The organism is Martelella mediterranea (assembly GCF_004342225.1).
In the GTDB taxonomy this organism is placed as follows: Bacteria; Pseudomonadota; Alphaproteobacteria; order Rhizobiales; family Rhizobiaceae; genus Martelella; species Martelella mediterranea_B.
Window position 1 is genome coordinate 111,856 of sequence record NZ_SMAR01000008.1, and the last position, 16,534, is coordinate 128,389.

The window sequence follows — 16,534 nt, forward strand, 5'->3', positions numbered from 1 at the left end:
CTTGCAAATACAACCGTTCTGAGTCCGCATAAAATGTCCCTTCGTGCCCAAAATGGCGCGAAGGGGCTAAAACAGAGAATGCTCAGATCACAAAAAATCCTTTTTTGATATATGGTTAACAAAAGCTTTCCGTCCGGCACTGGACAAGGCGAATCACGTTTGATTCACTAGGGTAGATTCGCAAGAGCGGCTTCGCGAATCACACGAGGGAATCAAACAAATGAAGAGATCGGACATGTGGGGCACGCCCACAGTCAACGGGAAGTTGCGCTCTCAATTCAGTGGAGAGCAGATTTTTGCGGGAGATGATCGCCACGTTTCCACCTGGCGGTTGCCTGTGGCAATGGAGAAGAGTCGCATTGAAGCGATACTCCGAAGAGCGATCCCTGTTCTCATCATCATGTTTTTGATTTGCGTCGCGCTGACGAGAGGCTTCTCGCTTCTCTCAAGTCACGTTCGCATGGAAGCGGCGGTGCTTCACTCCACTGAAGCGGTGGCGGCACTGGCCGCATTGGCGCTCGATGAACAGACAGCGCTGACTTCCAAACCCGACCAGCAGGCGGCAACAATCATCCTTGAAGATACGCTCACAGAGATTGGGATGGGCGGCGAAACGGATTTGGTTCTGGTTAATAGTTCCGGTGTTGTCTTTGCTGCCACCGGCCAGGCACGCTCGTTTATCGGCCGCACACTTTCCGGCGCTTTTCCCGGATTGATGGTGCCCCATGCATCTGGTGAGGAAAAAGATGCCAGTGAAATCAGTTTTCAGGGCACGTCCTATCAGGTAGTTCCAAGACTAGTGGGCGATGACGGCAGCCTCATTATCGCGATGCATTCATTGCAGAACATGCATTCCCTCTGGCGTGCAGAAATCAATCTTAATGTCACATTATTCGCAGCCACGGCCGTTCTGCTGCTCGTCGTCCTCTACGCCTATTACGCGCAGCTGGCTAAGAATGGCTCCATTGTGGATGAAGTCAGCGCAGAAGCGGAAAAGCGCGGATTGATGCTTGCCAACGGCGAAACGGGGCTATGGGCCTTTTCGCCGGAAAACAGGAGCGCCTGGCTGGACAGTTCTGCAGCCGCTGTACTTGGTGAAGGTATCAAAGCCGGATACTATTCCTATCGTTTTCTTCTAAAGCGTATTCATCCGCAAGACCGCATCGGTCTTGCCCATCACCTGCATCCGTCAGCGGAAGGCCTGGTGCAACACAGTCTGCGTCTCAGGCAGCATGATGGTCGATATGCACGGTTTGAGCTGCGTGCCCATGCATCAATGAAGAATGGTGTCATGACGCTGGCTGGTGCAGCGATCAGGGCCTGCGAGGTTCACCACCGCGAACGCAACGCACTGCATGAAGCAGCGCAGCTGAAGTCCGTCTTCGACGCTCTTCCTCATGCTCTGGCGCTCTGGAAGCCTGATGGCAAACTTCTGACTGCGAACAAAAGCTTCTGCGATATTCATGACCTTCAGCCAGCCAGAATCGACACGCTTTGCCGCAGTGATGTCGAGAAATCAGACTCGACTGAGCAGCAACTCGTCCGGCGCTCGGTTTGTGAAGGTTCCGCGGATTGTGAAATCAAAACCGCCGATGGCCGATGGCTCAGGGTTTCTGAGGTCTGCATTGCTTCCGGTGAAACACTTGCTATCGGCATGGATATTACAGAGTTCAAAGCCTGCCAGATCCGGCTTCAGGCAGAACAGGTTCGTCTGCGCGACAAGGTCAATACACTGGCAGCATCGCGCCGTGCGCTGGAACAGGAAACCGCAGCGCTGACCCTTTCGCTCAAGCATAGCCATGCACGGGGCAAGGAAGGATTGGCGGAAAACGCCCTTACACGACATTCAGCAGATCTGCGGACCAGCCTGACAGCCATTCTCGGCTTTTCGGAGCTGCTCTTGGTGGAAACAGAAAGCGCGAAAGTATCGTCTGGCAAGGTTACCGAATACGCAAAGTGCATTCGTGATGGCGGCAACAGGCTGAAGGCTCTGGCTGAAACACTCGAGGCAGAAGCAGACCTCAAGTGCGACCACACTCCCGGTGTCATCATCCGCCGTCAGGCCGCAGCGGGTCAGTCTTCGGTCTGAGCGGTTCGCATCAGTGTTCAGAAGAACTGGAAGCCAGTGGCGAAATCCGCTTGAAAACCGCCCGAACCCCGCCGGAGGTGTCGCGGATCAGCGCCTCCAGAGCTTTCACATCAGGGCAATCGCCCAGCCTGCACACCCGCTCCAGCAAGCCTGCCGGGGCGTTTTCCGGATCGAACCTTTCTGTCAGACATGCACGCGTCAACTGGGCTATATCTGTATAGAGTGACAACGCCTTTCGGCATGTTTCGATATCGCCCGCACTCATGACCTGCGCGCCATAGGTTGCAAGCACATCATCGGTGGAGAGTGGTTCAGCCTGTCCTGCCTTGACTGCATCCGGAGCCGCCAGATGACAATACTGTGCAAGGAACTCGATATCGATCAATCCACCGGGAATAAGCTTCAGATCCCATATACTTTTTGCCGGTTTATCGCGTTCGATCCTGGCCCGCATGGATGAAATGTCATCAATTAACTTCGGGCGCTCTCGCGGCAACGCCATGATTTCCTTGATCACAGCAGATGTATCGGCCATCAACGCTTCATCGCCACATATCGGATGTGCACGGGACAAGGCCATGTGTTCCCACGTCCAGGCATCATTCCTTTGATATTTTTCAAAGGCGGATATCCGGGTCGCCAGTGGACCGGCATTCCCGGAAGGTCGCAAACGCATGTCGACTTCATAAAGCACACCTTCGGCTGTTGGTGCAGAAAGGGCAGCCACCAGCCTCTGGGTTAAACGCGCAAAATAGCGCGGCACTTCCAGCTGTTTGGGTCCTGAAGTCTGCCCCAGCGGATCGTCACAATCATAAAGAACAATGACATCAACATCCGAACCGGCAGTCAGTTCTCCGCTCCCGAGTTTGCCCATGGCAAGCACGGCAACACGCTGTCCATCTGCCTCGCCGTGGGCTGACTTCATTTCCCCCAAGACGCCATCGAGTGCTTCACCGATCACCAGCGAGGCCAGTGTTGTAAAAGCCTTACCGGCAGCAAAACCATTAATCGCGCCCGTCATCAGCCGGATGCCAATCAAAAAGCGCTGTTCAGCTGCGAAAATGCGTAACCGATCTAACCGCTCTTCATAAAGCACAACCCCGCTCATAAAGGCATCAAGGCGGCGCGAAAGATATTCGCGCGTCGGCAACTCTGTCATCAAAGCCGGGTCAAGCATACCGTCGACAATATGGGCTCTGTCGGCAATGATCTCGGCCAGCCTTGGAGCCGCCGACATGATTTCGACGACGAGACGCAGCATTCCGATATTGTTTTTCAGGAGTGAGAACAACTGAACGCCTGCGGGCAGACCAGCAAGAAACCGGTCAAAGCGCGAAAAAGCTTCTTCAGCACGGCGGCTTTCACCAAAAGCTTTCAAGAGATCCGGCATGATTTCGGTTAACCGCTGGCGCGCCTTTGTTGATTGCGTGGAGCGATAGCGGCCGTAGTGCCAACTGCGCACGATCCGGGCGATATCGGCTGGCCGTTCAAACCCAAGGCCTTTGAGAGTTTCCAGCGTTCCCGGATCATCATCCTCACCAGTGAACACGAGATTTCCGGATTCACCGGAAAGTGTCGTCTCCCGTTCAAACAGACGGGCGTAGCGCCTCTCAACGGTGTGCAGAGCATGCAGCAAGGCGTTCGAGAAGGCTTCATAGCTCTCATACCTGCTCATATGTGCAATGCGCAGGAGCTCGGCATCATCGTCGGGAAGAATGTGGCTTTGCTCATCGCGAACCATCTGAATACGATGTTCAATACTCCGAAGGAACCAGTAAGCGTCGGTCAGCTCTTCACAGGTTTTGGCATCGATCCAGCGCGCTTCGCGCAAGGCGTTGAGCGCATCGACGGTCCGCCGGCAGCGCAGCTGCGGCATGCGGCCACCGGCTATAAGTTGCTGGGTCTGCGCAAAAAACTCAATTTCCCGGATGCCACCCCGGCCGAGCTTCACATTGTGACCATTGACAGCAACAAGCCCAAATCCTTTGTGGGCGTGGATCTGCCGTTTGATGGAATGAATGTCGGAAATTGCCGCATAATCGAGGTACTTGCGGAAGATAAACGGCACCATTTCGCGCATGAAGGTTTCACCGGCTTTGAGATCGCCGGCGATGGGTCGCGCCTTGATAAAGGCTGCGCGTTCCCAGTTCTGACCGCGGCTTTCGTAATAAAGCAACGCCGCCTCAACCGGGATCGCCAGCGCTGTTGAACCCGGATCAGGCCTTAAGCGAAGGTCAGTACGAAAAACATAGCCGTCGCCTGTTCGCTCCTGAAGGATATGGACAAGACGACGCATCAGGCGCGGAAACAAGGATCGAACTCGATCACTGTCTTTGACGACTGGCGCTTCCGGCTCAAAGAACACGACGATATCGATGTCGGAAGAGTAATTCAGTTCGCACGCACCCAGCTTGCCCATACCAAGCACAACGACACCCGAAGCGTGAGATGGGTTCTTCATGTCCTGAAGCGCCAGATGACCTTCGGCCCCGGCTGAAAACAGAAGATGATCGACGGTCGCAGCGACTGAGGCTTCTGCAAAATCGCTCAGGAGTGCGGTCGTCTGCTCCGGCGAGCTCAATCCGGCGAGGTCAGCAAGGGCGGTCAGAAAAGCCACACGCCGCTTCGCCAGACGCAGCGTTTGCATGATCGCGCTGTCTGACCTTGGCGCCGTTTCATTGTCCTGTTTCCAGGAATTGCGCGCGATATCGATCTGCTGTTCCACTTGCGGGAGAAGAGGCTTGTCGACTTCATCGAGAAGCGCAGGAGACGCGCGAAAGCAGTCTGCAAGATAAGGCGATAATGAAAAGGCGGCAGCCAGAAACTGCGGCAACACTTCGGATGGCTTTTCCAACGCTTCGGGAAGCGCATGAGTTGATGCTGCGGCTACGATCTCGGCGAGGAAACGTTCAAAAACATCCTGATTTAAGGGATGCACAGGCACGTCACTGAGCGCCGAAAGATCAAGTTGCGCGAATTCTTTCATGACCGGTCTCGCTCCTCCGTCCGTACCAAGCGTCATCGATCTGCATAAAGCGTTTCAAAGCCAATGCAAGCCGTCAACCGAGGAAGACAAATCAGCATCAGGACTGTTTTGCCTCAGCGAGAGGAAAAGACAGAATCGCGGCGAGTCCATTCATATCCGGACAGTAATGCGCAGCCTCGGCCAACTCAAAATGACCTTGATGCATGCTCGCTACGGCCTCGACCAGAGAAAGTCCGAGACCGGTTCCTGGTTTTGAGCGGCTTTCATCAAGGCGAACGAAGCGCTTCTTGACATCATCCATCTGATCGGCCGGTATTCCGGGGCCATTGTCGGCGACAATGCAAAACGCCTGACCATTCTCACGTTTCAGCTGTAGGCAAATAACGCGTGTTTCTTCACCATCCGCCGCATATTTTATGGCATTGTCGAGAAGGTTGAACAATGCCTGACCGATGAGTTCACGGTTGCCGTTCACAACGATATCGGTGGCAAAGTCACACGAAAGCGTCAACCCTGCTTCCTCCGCAACGGGACCGTAAAGCTCGACGCTGTCTTCCACGATGGCAGAAAGACTAACCGGCGACATTTCGGCAGCGAGTGAGCCGGCCTCAACGCGCGAAATCATCAAAAGTGCGTTGAATGTGCGGATAAGCTGATCGGACTCAGCGATGATGCCCTCCAGCGCTACCCGGCGCTCAGCCTCATCATCCATAATCGCCGCATCTGCAGCCTTGTTTCGCAGGCGGGTCAGCGGCGTTTTGAGGTCATGCGCAATATTATCAGAAACCTGCCTCAGTCCCTCATTGAGCTTCACAATCCGGTCAAGCATCTGATTGAGAGAATCCGAAAGCCGGTCGAATTCATCGCCTGATCCGGTCACTGGCAGTCTTTGGCCAAGGTCACCGGCCATGATCCGAGCGCTGGCACGCGACATTCTATCCATGCGCTTGAGCGCGTTTCGACCGATCGCAAACCAGATGATCAGTGCGCCGACGCCCATAATCGAAAGCGCCAGCAACAAAGCCTGCCGCACCACAATATGAAGCCGCTCAGGATCACCAAGATCCCGGCCGATTAGAAGGCGCATGCCATTGTCGAGAACCATGACATAGCCGGTTGCGACATTCTGTCTGGATGGACGGTCTTCTTCGGCAAAACGCTCATAGCGAAAAGAACTGGGAACCCAGCCGGTATTGCCAATCACGCCGGGCTGAAGCGAGGCAACATTGCTGGCTAGGATTTCGCCCTGCGGACTTGCAAGAACATACAGGTTTGCCCCGGGCTGCCGTGCGCGTCGCTCGACGATATTGAACAGCTTGCGCACACCACCGGTGCTGAAAGCCAGATCGAGTTGCGCAATCTCCCGGTCGAGAGAATGGCGCATCTGACGCATAACAAGGCCCTCAGACACGGCTGTGACATAAAACACCATCACCACAGCGCAGAGGCCAAACAGCAGGATATAGACCGCCGAAAGCCGAACGGCCGTTGATTTGAACATAAGCCGCAAGCGGGCAATCATCAGATTCTGCTATCCATCATCTTTGATCATATAGCCGGAGCCACGGATTGTTTTTAGCAATGGCTTATCGAAATCCTTCTCGATCTTCGAGCGCAGCCGGGATACATGAACGTCAATCACATTCGTCTGAGGATCAAAATGATAGTCCCAGACATTTTCCAGCAGCATGGTACGGGTAACGACTTGCCCGGCATTTTTCATAAGATATTCGAGAAGACGATATTCGCGGGGCTGAAGCGTAATTTCACGACCAGCGCGGCGAACTTCATGCGACAGGCGGTCGAGCTCAAGATCGCCAACACGATAGACCATATCCTGATCAGGCGTGCCCTTGCGGCGGCCAAGCACTTCAACCCGGGCCAGGAGTTCACTGAACGCGTATGGTTTCGGCAGATAATCGTCACCGCCTGCGCGCAAACCTGCAACACGATCATCAACCTGGCCAAGTGCGGACAGTATCAGGACAGGCGTATGGACACCGCGCGCCCTTAGAGCAGATATGACGGAGATACCGTCCCGTCGCGGCAACATCCTGTCGACAACGAGAACGTCATACTCATATTCCGACGCCATAAACAGACCACTCTCGCCATCACCGGCATGCTCACAGGCAATACCAGCTTCGCGAAAAGCCTTGGTCAGATAGGCCGCAGCCTCCAGATCATCTTCAATCACAAGAATACGCATACTGGCGACACTATCGCCTTTGGGATCATACGCACAAGCTGGAGTATTGGTTTGTTCCACGGGCATTTTGACACTCCGGTCAAAAAAAGGCGCGCCAATTGCGCGCCTTTGTCTGTCTTCTCAAATTATCACTCTTCGCTTCCCGAACCGTTCGACGTCGGCAAAGCGGTGAACATATTGCCATTTTCGGTTTCCACTTGGAAAAGGGCCTGTGAGCGACCATTTTCAGCGGCAGCCTTCACCTGATTAAGAACATCATCGGCCGAAGAAACATCTTTATTATTGACACTCAGGATCTTCTGCCCCTGGCTCAAGCCCTTGGCGGCAGCATCCGAATTTGGATCAACAGCTGTGATGACAACACCTCTGCCATCGTCTGCAGGCTGCACCTCAAAGCCCAGCTGCTCCATCAGCGCGCTTTGGGCGGCAGCACCACCATTGCCTTCAGCAGCCGCAAGTTCATCCTCGCTGGGGAAGTCACCCAACTTCACGTTGATCGTCTGTGATTTCCCGTCACGCCAGACTGAAAGCTCGACTTCCTGTCCCGGGTCCATCATGCCAATCTTGCGGGAAAGTGCGCGGGCATCTTCAACCACTTCACCGTTCACAGCCGTGATCACATCGCCTTGCTGCAGTCCGGCTTTGGCACCGGGGCTGTCAGCGGTCGGCTCCGAAATCAAGGCGCCTTCAGCCTTGGCCAGGCCTATTGATTCGGCGATATCCTTCGTCACTGGCTGGATCCGAACACCAAGCCAGCCGCGCTGAACCTGCCCATCATCAATGAGGTCAGCGACAATATCCTGTGCCAGATGCGACGGGATCGCAAACGCAATACCGACATTGCCACCGGACGGTGAGAAAATCGCAGTGTTAATACCCACAACCTCACCATTCAGGTTAAAGTCAGGGCCACCGGAGTTCCCGTGGTTAACAGCCGCATCGATCTGGATGTAGTCATCATAAGGACCAGAAGCGATATCCCGCCCCATAGCCGAGACGATACCCGCCGTAACGGTTCCCCCCAGCCCAAAAGGGTTACCGACAGCAACGACCCAGTCACCGACACGAAGATTGGTGTCATCAGCAAACTTTACATAGGTAAAGTCTTCGTCGGCATCGACCTTGAGAACCGCAAGGTCAGTGCGCGGATCTGTTCCGATCAGCTTGGCATCGTGCTCGGAGCCATCATCCATGACGACGGAGAATTTGTCTCCTTCGCTCACCACGTGGTTATTGGTAACAAGGTAGCCATCTTTGGACACGAAAAAGCCTGAGCCCTGTGCAATCGGACGAGGACGGCCCTTTCTTTCCGGCGGTTTTGCAGGCGGATTAGGCGCACCAAAATCCTTGAAGAAACGTTTCAGCGGATGATCATCAGGAAGATTGTCAAAACCTCGTCCGCCGAAACCAAATCCGAAGTTCTGATCATTCTGCGCGACTGGCTGCATGTCACTTTCGACCACAACAGAGACAACAGCAGGCGAGACGGCATCTACGACATCGGCAAAACCGGGAACTTCAGGCGCCTGAACATGAACCGGGTCGGCGAACGCAGGCGCCACTGCGAGCGGGGCCCCAGCGGAAAACAGTACGGCGGCCATGCCGACAGCTGCAGAGGCTTTCAAAACGGGCTTGAGCTTATTCTGTCCAACGGACTGATCAAACATCAGGTTTACCTTTTCCTTTAAGACCATTTCAGATCGTCGCTTTCAATCGGATAAAGGCAATATAGTTTGACTGACCTTACAGAAGACTGTCCGCAAGATGACGGATTGTTAATCCGCGTCGTTTTTTGATAACAAATGCTTGAGTTTTTCCTCTTCCTGTCGGCTGAGCGGCCTGTCCGGTGCATGCGCGGAACGTAAAAACCGCCAGACGACGAGAGCCGCCAGTAAGAATAAAAGGATTGGTGCCCCCCATAGGAGAAGCGTTTTCGAACCAAACCTCGGCTTCAGAAGAACGAACTCGCCGTATCGGGAAACAACATAATCGAGCACTTCACGATCAGTATCACCGGCCTTGATCCGCGCACGGACCAGCAGCCGCAGATCGCGTGCAAGTTCCGCATTCGATGCGTCAATTGACTGGTTCTGGCAGACCATACAACGCAGTTCTGCTGAAAGCGCACGGGCACGCGCTTCCTGTTCGGGGTTATCCAGAACCTCGTCCGGATTCACTGCGAAGGCTGAAAATGCGGTCAGAAAAACCAATAGTCCGGCAGCGACAAAACGCCTTATCATCCAGCTGCCTCCGCGGCCCGCTGAACACGAGAGGTCTTGTTATTCCGCGCAGGCGCGCCAATTCGCAAGCGACGATCGGTCAGAGAGACGAAGCCGCCAACCGCCATAAAAACGCCGCCAAGCCATATGCAGAGAATAAAAGGCTTCCACCAGATACGTACGATCTGAGCACCGGACTGACTTTCATCGCCAAGCGAAACATAGAGCTGGCTGAGACCGAAGGTCATGATGCCCGCTTCTGTTGTCGGCGTATTATCGGCCAGATAAACACGTTTTGCAGAAGCAACTTCACCCACGGACGCACCATCTCGGGCGACTGAGAAAGTGCCGAGATCGTCGACATAATTGGCGCCACGAACCGATGTCTGCCCCTCATAGGTCAGTTGATACCCACCAGCCTCCACCTGCATTCCCGGTGTCATTTCAAGCACAGTTTCGGTTTCGTAGAGTGAAACGGCCACAACGCCCAGCACACATACGCCCATTCCAAAATGCGCCAGTGCTGTGCCAAAGGCGGATCGAGGAAGACCTTTCAGGCGCGGCCAGGCTTTGGAAAATGGAACTCGCCCGAAACCAGAGCGAAAGCGAAGGTCCGTGAGCGCACCAAAAATAAGGTAAAATCCCAGCGCGATACCAAAGACAGCAAGAACCGGTCCGCCAGAGTGCAGGTAGACGAAAACACCACCACAAACGAGCGCGAGAAAAGCCGCAATCATTAACCGCTCAGAAGCCGCTTTCAGGTCTCCGCGCTTCCAGGAAAGCATTGGCCCGAATGGAACAGCAAGCAGAAGTGGGATCATCAAAACGCCGAAGGTGAGATTAAAAAACGGCGCTCCGACGGAAATCTTGTCTCCGGTGAGTGTTTCCAGAAGCAGCGGGTAGAGCGTGCCAACCAGGACTGTCCCGGTCGCAACTGTTAAAACCAGATTATTAAAGACAAGCGCGCCTTCACGTGAAATCGGAGAGAACAATCCACCGGCCTTCAGGAGAGGAGCACGCCAGGCAAAAAGCGCAAGCGAACCACCGATAAACAAGGCGAGAATGGCGAGAATGAATACGCCACGGGTTGGGTCGGTGGCGAATGCGTGAACAGATGTCAGAACGCCAGACCGTACGAGGAACGTTCCAAGCAATGACAGTGAGAAGGTGAGGATCGACAACAAAATGGTCCAGATCTTCAAAGCTTCGCGCTTTTCCATAACCAGTGCTGAATGCAGCAAGGCGGTTCCTGCCAACCACGGCATGAAGGAAGCATTCTCAACAGGATCCCAGAACCACCAGCCGCCCCAGCCGAGCTCGTAATAGGCCCAGTACGACCCCATCGTAATCCCGGCGGTTAAAAAAGCCCATGCAAGCAGGGTCCACGGGCGAACCCAACGCGCCCAAGCCGCATCGATTTTACCGCTTATCAGCGCGGCAACCGCAAATGAGAAACAGACAGAAAATCCGACATAGCCGAGATAAAGCAGGGGCGGATGAACTGCCAGTCCGACATCCTGTAAAATCGGATTGAGGTCACGCCCTTCCCCCGGAGCAGGAAAAAGCCGCTCAAACGGGTTGGAAGTCAACAGAATGAAAAGCAGAAACGCCGTCGCTATGAGAGCCTGAACCGACAACACATTAGCCCTCAGTTCGGCAGGAAGGTTCTTGCCAAACGCTGCAACAAGCGCACTGAACAGGGTCAGGATCAGCAGCCAGAGCATCATCGATCCCTCATGATTGCCCCAGACACCTGAAAACTTGTAGATCAACGGCATCAGTGAGTGAGAATTGGCCCAGACGTTGCGCACTGAAAAGTCTGAAACAATGTAACTTCTGGTCAAGGCAGCAAAAGAAAATGCAACGAGGCCGAACAAAACCAGTGTTCCGCTGACGCCGACAGCCATCAGCGGTCTGCTTTCACGTTTTGCTCCGATGAACGGGACTATGGCCGTTACCGCAGCAGTCGCCAAAGCCAGTAAAAGCGCTAAAAGCCCCAGCTCAACAATCACGGCTGCTTACCCCCCGTGTCTTCCCAGACGCCTTCTTCCTTGAGCCGGTCAGCAACCTCTTTCGGCATATAATTCTCATCGTGTTTCGCCAGAACGCTGTCGGCAATAAAAGGTCCGCCATCTGTTTCAAATCGTCCTTCGGTTACCACACCCTGCCCCTCGCGAAACAGATCCGGCAATATTCCAGCGTACCGCACTTCAACGCTTCCATTGCCATCTGTCACAGCAAATTGCACTTCCGTACCATTTCCACGAATGACCGAACCGTTTTCCACGAGACCACCGAGCCGGATACGGGTTTGCGGTTCAACAGGCTTTGTCACCAGATCGGATGGCATATAGAAATAGGAAACCGTCCTGCTCAACGCGAACATCACAAGCAGCACAGCAACTGCAATAAATCCCACACCGCCAGCAATTACGGTCAGTCGTTTTTGTTTACGGCTCATGGCTGCTCCCCGGAGATACCGAGCTGACCGGCGAAGCCGGACAGGCGTGAAATCGCTTCACTATCGTTTTGGAACACCTGCATGGCCTCCTCCAGAGCATCGTTCGCTTTCTGCTCTTGCCCAAGCACGGCATAAGAGCGGATAAGCTGCATCCAGCCTTCCAGGTCATTGGGGTTTTCTGCGAGTCGGGCTGCTAAGCCGTCAACCATACCCCTGATCATATCGTCGCGTTCTGACTGTGAAAGGGACTGAGCATTTTCAACTGCCTCGGCATCCGGGCCTGTGGCAGGCCGCCCGTCTTCAACGAGACGGGCCTGATTTCGTTCGATATGCAGATTGACCGTCTCAATCCAGGGCGCATCAACGGGAGCCTGCGCACGCAGCGCTTTGAAACGCTCCAGCGCTTCTGCATATTGACCGGACTGCTCGGCTGCCAATGCGATATAGTACGCGGCTCGCGGATCAGGTGGATCCAATGCATCAGCACGCCGGAAAACCTCAAGCGCTTCGTCGGTGACAATACCCGATGATTCGGTGACAATCACCTCTCCCAGACCAACAAGCAGGTCCGCATCCGGACCGAGGATTCTGAGTGCGTTTACATAGGCATTCCGTGCTGCTTCAAGACGCATCTGACGTGCATAGATCGGTGCCAGCAGCTGCCATCCACGTCCATCGTCCGGATTTTCCGCAAGATGACGTTCGACACGCGAAATAAGAACCGGCAGATCAGGATTGTCGGAATCAATACGCTGAGAAAGCGGTTGATCGCGCGCTAAAGGTGATCCGATGAGCGGATAGGCGATTCCGGCGACAATAAAAACCAGAACGATCGTTCCCGCAGTCAGCCATCGTGCCCGGACAGTGTTCAAATGCTGATCTGCAGGATCTCGCAAAAGACCTCCGGCCGATTGCGGACGGTCCTTTTCTGAAGCAATCAGACGACGCGCGATCTCTGCACGGGCAGCCTGAAAAGATGCATCATCAATTCGTCCATCAGACCTGTCACGCTCAAGCTCCCTTAGCTGATCGCGATAAACGTCGCCACCGCGTGCTTCCGGCTGTTCAGAAACATCTCGTGTGCGCAGAACAAGCGGAAGAATCACGGCAAAAGATACCGCGAACGTGACAATGATGGCTAAAACAACAAAACCCATTTTGCTGTCGTAAGCGACCATGTCGATTTTTCCAACACACAAACGGTTCATTGATCTGTTTCTGCGCAAAATTCCGCACAATCAAATCAACGCCATCAGGTAAGCAATGCCCAACGACCGCTTGCGTCCCTGCACGCAGCGCCACGTGCTACGCTTTCAACACCATTGACAATTATACGTTGCGTATACTGCCGACAATTTTGTTCGCCGACCTGATATGGACTGGCAGCCGTCACGCTGCCGCGTGCGTCGCGCCCTTGCCAATTTACAACTTCACCGGCTGGAGCGGTGGAAAGCGCATACTGCTCAGCCTGAAGAGCTTTAGCCACATCATTGGGAGAAAGCGGTACACCCGTTCTTTGAATGAGACCTGCTGGCGCATCCGTCACGACTTGCGAAGTATTCTCGACAGGGGCATTCACAGTCGTCACTACTGTGGATGCACATCCAGCGAGCAAAATCACACACGTGATCGATAATAGACTAAGTCTCACTTTCAAACCTGCTTTCTCACCAGAAAAACATCTCATGGACTTACACACCGCACCTGAACACCGGTCCACGTAAACATCCGCACTACAAGACCAACTCGGCTTCACTGCTGCTACCCGCTCCGAATTGTTTCGGCCTAAAACCAGTTTATGGCAAGATTGGGCACTTTTACATAGTTGGGCCTTTTTTAGCCTTGCCTTTCGCGGGCAGTTGAAGACGCGCAAGAAGGCCCTCGCCTTTCATACCCTTGAGCGAAAATGTACCGCCGTAAGCCTGCACAATATCATCAACAATGGACAATCCCAAACCCGAGCCGGATGCACTTTCGTCCAGACGCTGACCACGCTTCATCGCGCGGTTGATTTCGTCGGGGGAAAGGCCCGGACCATCGTCTTCCACCGTGATCTCAATCCAGTCACCATCCAGATCGTCAGCATCAACCCTGCAGGCGGTGAGCCTGACTTTGGAGCGCGCAAAACGTGCAGCATTTTCGAGCAGGTTGCCGACGACTTCTTCGAGGTCCTGCTGCTCCGTTGCTACGATGAGGCCAGGCGCAATTTTCACATCAAACCGGGTTTCAGGGTTTAATCGACGCATAACCCTGACAAGGCGTTCCAAAGTTGGGTCAATTTCACAACGTGTCAGAACAGACTGGGTTTGCGCAGCAATCCGGGCACGGTTTAGATATGCCTGCACCTGCGCCTGCATCAAAGCGATCTGAGAAGCAATCAGCTTGCCGCCACTATCATTCAGGCTCTGTGCTTCATTCAGCAGAACTGCAATAGGTGTTTTCAGAGAATGCGCCAGGTTGCCAACCTGCATGCGGGCACGTTCGATGATGGCGCGATTGTTGGCAAGAAGACCGTTAATCTCATCGGCCAGCGGCTGGATTTCATCGGGAAAAGTGCCACGCATCTCACCCTCACCATTTTCAGAGATCTGTCTGAGAGCGCGGCGCGCGAGATCAAGAGGGTGAAGGGCCCATAGAATGACAATGCCATTGACGAGAACGCTGGCAATACCGAAGAGGGCCAAGGCGGCATAAAGACGCCGGGAAAACCAGCGAACCTCATCTCTGATCGCCTGACGATTGCCCGTCACCTTGATGAGAATCCGACGATCTTTCTCATCCATGGATACAACGGTCTCAAGCACTGAAAGGTCGTTCCCGTTATAGTCTTTGATAACGTAAGTCCGCCGGAAGTCCTTTCCTAGAGGAACGCTCTGCGTGTCCTTCTTATCCAGAATTGCGCCACCGAGCGACGGCGATGTCAATTTGTCTTTTGGTCCATTATAGAGCGGCTCAACTGTCCAGTACCAACCTTGTCCGGGCTTCTGATAGTTGAGGTTGCCAAGCTGCGGCGAGCCTTGCAGTTTTCCGTTTTCATCCACGGAAACGGAGTTCACAACATTGAATGTTTCCGCTTCCAGCAGTTTACGGAAGCTACGCTCTGCCGCATTTCGGTAGAGCGTCGAGATAACAACCGCGATGACAACAATCGCTATCACAAACCAGCCGGTGGTCAGCACAAGCGACCGGAAAGTCAGCGAGTTTGCGGGTCTCATTCGGGGGCCTGCATACGGTACCCAAGACCGCGCACCGTTTCGATCCACTCCGCGCCAATCTTTTTGCGAAGACGTCCAACAAAAACTTCTATCGTATTGGAGTCCCTATCAAAATCCTGATCGTAAAGATGTTCTGTCAGTTCAGTGCGGGAAATCACCTCACCCTGATGATGCATCAGATAGGACAGCAGGCGATATTCGTGGGAGGTCAGCCGCAAAAGCTGCCCCTCAATGCTCGCACGGGATGCCTTGACGTCCAGTTCGATCGGACCGCAATGCAACCGCGCGGATGCATGCCCGGCGGCACGGCGGATCAGAGCACGGATGCGCGCCAGCACTTCTTCGATATGAAACGGCTTCGAGACATAATCGTCAGCACCGGCATCGATACCTGCAACCTTGTCACTCCATCTGTCTCGCGCAGTCAGAATGAGCACGGGCATATTGCGCCCCGCCGCCCGCCAGCGTTCCAGAACAGTAACGCCATCGAGACTGGGCAATCCGAGATCAAGAATGACGGCATCGTAAGGCTCTGTTTCACCCAGAAAATGCCCTTCTTCGCCATCATAGGCACAATCGACAACATAACCGGCTTCGGCGAGCATCTGCGCCAGTTGCCTGTTCAGGTTGGTGTCATCTTCAATGAGCAGAATACGCATTCGGCTTCCGTCACTTCCATTCTCATCGGCCAGAAAAAAGCAGTTTATCGCAGCTTAGCTCAATTTGCAGGAACCTGCCGGGTTATCTTGCGGGGCGGTTTTCCGTCGTTTGACATTACAATCACAGTCACAGTGCACATCGTTCCGTCAGATGAAGGCACGGCGGAAAGAAGTTCGCCGCCGGTGCTGGAGACAACCCGGCGAGCAGCGTTTGCACAATCTGCGGCATCTGCCATCACAACAGTCGCCGAAAGCAAAAGACCGGCAAGAAGGCAGCTGATGATCGCATTGTGACTGGATTTCATAGGAATCACTCTCGGTATATCGACGTTTTATTAGCGCATTTTTAGGTGAACCCGACTTAACGCAAGATGAATAGCCGAAACAAGTAAACTGAGAACAGATTGCTTTTCTTGGACTACAAACTGTGGTCACAGGCCAGCCGAAGCCCATGACCACTTCGTCTTGTGGAGCTAACGAGACAATCTCGAACGCGCCGAAACACGCCCGAAAAGCGCCAGAAGCCCCCCGACAGCACCGGTCAGGGCGACCAGAAGTTCAGCAAACTGCCCCTGGCTGGAAGGGTCAAGCTCAACACCGCCCAGTTGCAAAAGTGGAGCCGCAACGGCGATCAGCGCGCCCCATACTGTTTTGGAAAAGTACCATTTCTTTGAACCGTCCATAAAGGATCTCCAT

Annotated in this window: 12 protein-coding genes; 1 reads left to right on the plus strand and 11 read right to left on the minus strand. The window is 54.1% G+C overall.

Annotated features, from left to right (window positions below; genetic code table 11):
- Window positions 1-220: 220 nt before the first annotated feature.
- Window positions 221-2,089, plus strand: coding sequence for a PAS domain-containing protein (locus EDC90_RS07745; RefSeq protein WP_132310209.1), 1,869 nt, complete (start codon window positions 221-223; stop codon window positions 2,087-2,089).
- A gap of 10 nt (window positions 2,090-2,099) precedes the next feature.
- Here the strand turns inward: EDC90_RS07745 and EDC90_RS07750 are convergent, their stop codons facing one another.
- The 11 genes from EDC90_RS07750 to EDC90_RS07805 all read right to left on the minus strand — a co-directional run bounded on the left by EDC90_RS07750 (window position 2,100) and on the right by EDC90_RS07805 (window position 16,521).
- Complete coding sequence (locus tag EDC90_RS07750) at window positions 2,100-5,075, minus strand: bifunctional [glutamine synthetase] adenylyltransferase/[glutamine synthetase]-adenylyl-L-tyrosine phosphorylase (protein ID WP_132310211.1); 2,976 nt, start codon at window positions 5,073-5,075, stop codon at window positions 2,100-2,102.
- Between the two features lie 97 nt (window positions 5,076-5,172).
- Window positions 5,173-6,594: a sensor histidine kinase gene (locus EDC90_RS07755; protein WP_132310267.1), complete on the minus strand. Its 1,422-nt coding sequence runs from the start codon at window positions 6,592-6,594 to the stop codon at window positions 5,173-5,175.
- A 12-nt stretch (window positions 6,595-6,606) separates the two neighbouring features.
- Complete coding sequence (locus EDC90_RS07760; RefSeq protein ID WP_207903873.1) at window positions 6,607-7,284, minus strand: response regulator transcription factor; 678 nt, start codon at window positions 7,282-7,284, stop codon at window positions 6,607-6,609.
- Between the two features lie 128 nt (window positions 7,285-7,412).
- A complete protein-coding gene (locus EDC90_RS07765) occupies window positions 7,413-8,951 on the minus strand; it encodes a Do family serine endopeptidase (RefSeq protein ID WP_132310215.1) in 1,539 nt (512 codons plus the stop codon).
- A gap of 108 nt (window positions 8,952-9,059) precedes the next feature.
- Window positions 9,060-9,524, minus strand: coding sequence for a cytochrome c-type biogenesis protein (locus EDC90_RS07770; protein WP_132310217.1), 465 nt, complete (start codon window positions 9,522-9,524; stop codon window positions 9,060-9,062).
- Complete coding sequence (locus tag EDC90_RS07775) at window positions 9,521-11,515, minus strand: heme lyase CcmF/NrfE family subunit (protein ID WP_132310219.1); 1,995 nt, start codon at window positions 11,513-11,515, stop codon at window positions 9,521-9,523. Before EDC90_RS07775 ends, EDC90_RS07770 begins: the two co-directional genes overlap by 4 nt.
- Complete coding sequence (gene ccmE / locus EDC90_RS07780) at window positions 11,512-11,964, minus strand: cytochrome c maturation protein CcmE (protein WP_132310221.1); 453 nt, start codon at window positions 11,962-11,964, stop codon at window positions 11,512-11,514. The genes EDC90_RS07775 and ccmE overlap by 4 nt, the downstream gene beginning before the upstream one ends.
- A complete protein-coding gene (gene ccmI / locus EDC90_RS07785) occupies window positions 11,961-13,142 on the minus strand; it encodes a c-type cytochrome biogenesis protein CcmI (RefSeq protein ID WP_165972778.1) in 1,182 nt (393 codons plus the stop codon). Before ccmI ends, ccmE begins: the two co-directional genes overlap by 4 nt.
- A 639-nt stretch (window positions 13,143-13,781) precedes the next feature.
- Window positions 13,782-15,179, minus strand: a complete 1,398-nt coding sequence (locus EDC90_RS07790) for a sensor histidine kinase (protein ID WP_132310225.1) — start codon at window positions 15,177-15,179, stop codon at window positions 13,782-13,784.
- The gene (locus EDC90_RS07795) at window positions 15,176-15,838 is read right to left on the minus strand and encodes a response regulator transcription factor (protein ID WP_132310227.1); all 663 of its coding nucleotides are present in this window, start codon (window positions 15,836-15,838) and stop codon (window positions 15,176-15,178) included. Before EDC90_RS07795 ends, EDC90_RS07790 begins: the two co-directional genes overlap by 4 nt.
- Before the next feature lie 473 nt (window positions 15,839-16,311).
- Window positions 16,312-16,521: a hypothetical protein gene (locus tag EDC90_RS07805; protein WP_132310231.1), complete on the minus strand. Its 210-nt coding sequence runs from the start codon at window positions 16,519-16,521 to the stop codon at window positions 16,312-16,314.
- Window positions 16,522-16,534 lie beyond the last annotated feature (13 nt).

Excerpts from the sequence above, each read along its gene's own strand:
- EDC90_RS07745 (WP_132310209.1), top strand. The coding sequence starts at position 221 with ATGAAGAGATCGGACATGTGGGGCACGCCCACAGTCAACGGGAAGTTG.
- EDC90_RS07750 (WP_132310211.1), bottom strand. The coding sequence starts at position 5,075 with ATGAAAGAATTCGCGCAACTTGATCTTTCGGCGCTCAGTGACGTGCCT.
- EDC90_RS07760 (WP_207903873.1), bottom strand. The coding sequence starts at position 7,284 with ATGCGTATTCTTGTGATTGAAGATGATCTGGAGGCTGCGGCCTATCTG.
- EDC90_RS07765 (WP_132310215.1), bottom strand. The coding sequence starts at position 8,951 with ATGTTTGATCAGTCCGTTGGACAGAATAAGCTCAAGCCCGTTTTGAAA.
- EDC90_RS07770 (WP_132310217.1), bottom strand. The coding sequence starts at position 9,524 with ATGATAAGGCGTTTTGTCGCTGCCGGACTATTGGTTTTTCTGACCGCA.
- ccmE (WP_132310221.1), bottom strand. The coding sequence starts at position 11,964 with ATGAGCCGTAAACAAAAACGACTGACCGTAATTGCTGGCGGTGTGGGA.
- ccmI (WP_165972778.1), bottom strand. The coding sequence starts at position 13,142 with ATGGTCGCTTACGACAGCAAAATGGGTTTTGTTGTTTTAGCCATCATT.
- EDC90_RS07790 (WP_132310225.1), bottom strand. The coding sequence starts at position 15,179 with ATGAGACCCGCAAACTCGCTGACTTTCCGGTCGCTTGTGCTGACCACC.
- EDC90_RS07795 (WP_132310227.1), bottom strand. The coding sequence starts at position 15,838 with ATGCGTATTCTGCTCATTGAAGATGACACCAACCTGAACAGGCAACTG.
- EDC90_RS07805 (WP_132310231.1), bottom strand. The coding sequence starts at position 16,521 with ATGGACGGTTCAAAGAAATGGTACTTTTCCAAAACAGTATGGGGCGCG.